This window comes from Streptomyces milbemycinicus (assembly GCF_002154605.1).
In the GTDB taxonomy this organism is placed as follows: Bacteria; Actinomycetota; Actinomycetes; order Streptomycetales; family Streptomycetaceae; genus Streptomyces; species Streptomyces milbemycinicus.
Window position 1 is genome coordinate 4,754 of the sequence record NZ_MUNE01000749.1, and the last position, 3,959, is coordinate 8,712.

At 72.0% G+C, this 3,959-nt stretch carries 4 protein-coding genes; 2 read left to right on the forward strand and 2 right to left on the reverse strand.

Going from position 1 to position 3,959, the window contains the following annotated elements; translation table 11 throughout:
• On the reverse strand, positions 1-831 hold an 831-nt coding region (locus CCN51_RS45020; RefSeq protein ID WP_086860892.1), incomplete at its 3' end, for a helix-turn-helix transcriptional regulator.
• A 131-nt stretch (positions 832-962) separates the two neighbouring features.
• Between CCN51_RS45020 and CCN51_RS45025 the strand changes: the two genes are divergently transcribed.
• Positions 963-1,826, forward strand: coding sequence for an NAD-dependent epimerase/dehydratase family protein (locus CCN51_RS45025; RefSeq protein WP_014174937.1), 864 nt, complete (start codon positions 963-965; stop codon positions 1,824-1,826).
• A 119-nt stretch (positions 1,827-1,945) separates the two neighbouring features.
• Positions 1,946-2,641: a DUF5995 family protein gene (locus tag CCN51_RS45030; protein WP_014174938.1), complete on the forward strand. Its 696-nt coding sequence runs from the start codon at positions 1,946-1,948 to the stop codon at positions 2,639-2,641.
• 91 nt (positions 2,642-2,732) lie between these two features.
• On the opposite strand, the gene CCN51_RS45035 is transcribed toward CCN51_RS45030, so the two are convergent.
• Positions 2,733-3,959, reverse strand: a 1,227-nt coding sequence (locus tag CCN51_RS45035) for a flavin monoamine oxidase family protein (protein ID WP_086860888.1), incomplete at its 5' end; no start/stop codon positions are given.

A 3,959-nucleotide genomic window follows, 5' to 3' on the forward strand; every position in this document is an offset into this window, starting at 1 on the left:
GAGGTCCTGCAGGCCCACCACCCGCAGCAGCTCAAGACGCTCGTACGACTCGGTGCCCGGGCGGGCCGAGTGGACGATGAGCCGCTGGGCGTGCTCGGAGCTCAGCAGCACCTCGCACTCCAGCTCGAGCAGCCCCACCACCGGGTGCAGAAAACGTTTGACCGCCGAGCGCCGCACCGCGACCTCGTGCGCCTCCCACAGCGCGGCGAACTCCTGGCTGGCCGCCCGCAGCTCGGCGACGAGGGCCGCCGGGGCGAGGTCGTCGGGGCGGGCGGCCAGCACGGCCCGGAGGTTCGCGACATGGGACCGTGCGTGCTCCTCCTGGTCCTCGGGCGGGACGAGCCGACGCATGTCCGGGTCGGTGAAGTAGCGGCGGATCATGTTCCGCTTGCCCGGCGGCCGGGCGCTGATGTCGCCGGACAGGGCGGCGGCCATCGGGTTCTGCGCCAGCACCTCGCCCCAGTCGTTGACCACCATCGCCGGGGTGTCGTACAGCCGGTCCAGGACCAGCAGCAGACCGGGCCGCACATGCCCGGAGGACGACCGGTCGCGCGGCGGCTCCTCCCCCACCAGATGGAAGAGGTGGTCCCGCTCATCGTCGGTGAGCCGCAGCGCGCGGGCCAGCGCGGTCAGCATCTGCCGGGACGGGCGCGGACCGCGGGCCTGCTCCAGGCGGGTGTAGTAGTCGGTGGACATACCGGTCAGCTGGGCCACCTCCTCGCGGCGCAGCCCTGGGGTGCGGCGGCGCGCGCCCGGGCCGAGCCCGACGTCGGCGGGTGAGAGCCGGGTGCGGCAGCGGCGCAGGAAGTCGGCGAGTTGAGTGCGGTCCACACCTCAAGGATCGCCGGTCCCCGGCTCCCCAACCAGGGTCTGCCAATCCCTGGATCGGCGGTGCTCTCCCGGTCGGCCGCGGACCCCCGCAGAGTCGTTGCCGACAAAAGCCAAAGAGAAAGGATCGGCACATGCTGACGTTGGTGACCGGGGTGACCGGCAAGGTGGGAGAGCGGTTCGCGCCGCGGCTGCTGCAGTGGGGCGCGCCCGGCGACGAGGTGCGGGTGCTGGTGCGCGACGAGGCGAAGGGCGCGCCCTTCGCCGCGCTGGGCGCGCAGGTGGCGGTCGGCGATGTGCGCGAGGAGCAGGACGTACGCAAGGCGCTGGCCGGGGTGGACGCGGTGGTCAATGTGGCGGCGGCCTTCCGGGGGGTGCCGGACGAGGAGGCATGGGCCGTCAACCGCGACGCGGCCCTCGGCCTCGCCCGCGCGGCGCTGGACGCGGGCGTCTCGCGCTTCGTCCAGGTCAGCACCAATCTGACCTATGGCCTCGGGCGCGGCCGGCCGCTGGTGGAGGACGACGAGACAGTGCCGGGCGGGGAGATGTGGGGCGCGTACCCCGCGTCCAAGGCCGAGGCCGAACAGGGCCTGCTTGAGCTGCACCGCGAGCGCGGGCTGGACGTCCGGATCGGCAGCCTGTCCTTCGTGTACGGGGAGGGCGACCCGCATCTGGCGGACTCGCTGCGGTGGGCCGGGCAGTGGGCGGCCCACCAGCGGCTGCAGCTGGTGCATCACGCGGATGTGGCGCGGGCGCTGCTGCGGCTGCTGACCGCGCCGGGGGTGGCCGGGCGGAAGTACAACATCGTCGATGACGCGCCCGTCACGGCGGTGGATCTGCACCGGGTCAACGGCGTTCCGCTGCCGGAGGGCATGGCGGACCGCACCGACCCCGACCCCTGGTTCGGGGTGTGCTCCAACGCCCGGCTCCGCGCCGAGCTGGGCTGGCGGCCCCTGTATCCGACGCTGTGGACGGCCCTCGACGCGGGGGCGCTGTGACGGGCCGCTGTCACGAGGCCCCGTAACGGGGGCGCTCTGACAAGGTCTCGTTAGTCCGTTTCGGGGAAGCGGCGGCGTACGGCCGGACGGGCCGCGGCTCGGCTGCGACGCTTGCGTCCATGACGACGTCGGCCGAGCGGCGCGCGCCGCGGACCGTGGAGGGTGTCGTGGCGCGGATGCGCGCGCTCGGCGCCGCGCTGCCGCCCCGGGACGGGGTGGCGGTCTTCAACCGGGTGTATCTGGCGGTCACCGAGGAGGTCGGCCGCCGGCTCACCGACGGTTACTTCCAGGACCCCGCCGCCACCCAGGACCTGGATGTGCGCTTCGCCGCCCGCTATCTGGCCGCGGTCGACGCGGTGGCGGCCGGGCGGCGGCCGCCCGCCTGCTGGCGGCCGCTGTTCCAGCTGCGCCGCCATCCCGGGGTCCGTCCGCTGCAGTTCGCGCTGGCCGGGATGAACGCGCATATCGGCCATGACCTGGCCCTCGCGCTGGTGGAGACCTGCCGGGCGCGGAAGGCCGAACCGGAGGAGCTGGAGGGCGACTTCGACCGGGTCGGCACCCTGCTCACCGGTCTCGAGGAGCGGATCCGCGAGGACCTGATGCCCGGCCCCGACCTGCTGGACGTGGCCGATCCGCTCACCCACCTCGTGGGCGCGTGGAGCCTGGACAAGGCGCGGGGCGCCGCGTGGGCGGCGTTCCGCGCCCTGTGGGGGCTGCGTGGACTGCCGGAGCTGACCGAGGAGTTCGTCGAGCGCGTCGACGAGAGCGTCGGGCTGGTGGGGCGGTTTCTGCTCACCCCGCTGCCCGGCGACTGAGTTGCGGTGAATATGGGACAGCGACACGCCGACGTCATGGCGTGTCGCTGTCCCATATTCACCGCAAACCATTCACCGCAAACGCACCGGCTCAGTCCTCGGGGAGCTCGACGGGCGCGATCTCGTCGTAGACATCGCCCGGGCCCGGGTTCTTCGGGTCCGTCCGCCCGCCGAAGTGGGCCATCACGCCCCACACCGCGTTGAGCGCGGTCTGTATGGCGCCCTCGGCCCACCCCGCGGTCCAGGAGATGTCGTCGCCCGCGAGGAAGACGCCGCGCCGGTCGGCCGGGAGCCTGTCCTGCATGAAGTGGGTGAACAGACGGCGCTGGTAGCGGTAGTGACCAGGGAGGTTGGCCTTGAACGCGCCCATGAAGTACGGCTCGTTCTCCCAGGAGACGGTGACCGGGCTGCCGATGATGTGCTTGCGGATGTCGACCTTCGGATAGATCTCCGACAGCGACTTGAGCATGACCTCCATACGCTCGTTCGCGGACAGCGGCAGCCACTTCAGGCTGTCGTCGCACCAGGTGTACGAGAGGCAGATGACGGCGGGCCGGTCCGGTCCGTCGTCCAGCAGATAGGTGCCCCGGGTCATCCGGTCGGTGAGCGTCATGCTCATCACGTCGCGCCCGGTGACCTCGTCCTTGTCCAGCCAGAAGGGCCGGTCCACCGGCACGAACAGCTTGCTGGACTCCATGTAGTGGGTGCGCTCCATCGCCGTCCAGTGGTCGATGGGGAAGAGCGAGTCATCGCAGTCGATCTTCGAGAGCAGCATCCAGGACTGTGCGGTGAACACCACCGCCGGGTACGAGCGGATATCGCCGGCCGCGTCGGTGACGACGATACGGTCGCCCGCCGCGCGGTGCAGCCGGGTGACGGCCGGGCGCGGCCGGCCGCCGTGCAGGGAGGCCAGCGAAGTGCCCGGAGTCCAGTGCACGAGCTTGCGCGGCTCGCGCTCCCACAGCCGCAGCGGAAGCTGCTGGCTGCCGCCGACGATGCCGCGGTGGTCGTCGTCCGCGCCGGTGTAGACGACGCGCAGGATCTCCAGGATGGAGTTGGGGAAGTCGGTGTCCCAGCCCCCGGTGCCGAAACCGACCTGGCCGAAGATCTCACGGTGCCGGAAGGAGGCGAAGGCCGGGGAGTCGCAGAGGTAGCCGTAGAAGGTCTGGTTGTCGAGCCGCGCGACCAGGCGGGACCAGATCTCCCGGATCCGCGGGACGTCGCGCTCGCGGATGGCGCGCTGCATGGCGGAGAAGTCTGCGCCGTCCTCCAGGCAGGCGTTCCATGCCTCCATCACCTGGTGGTAGACCTCGGGCAG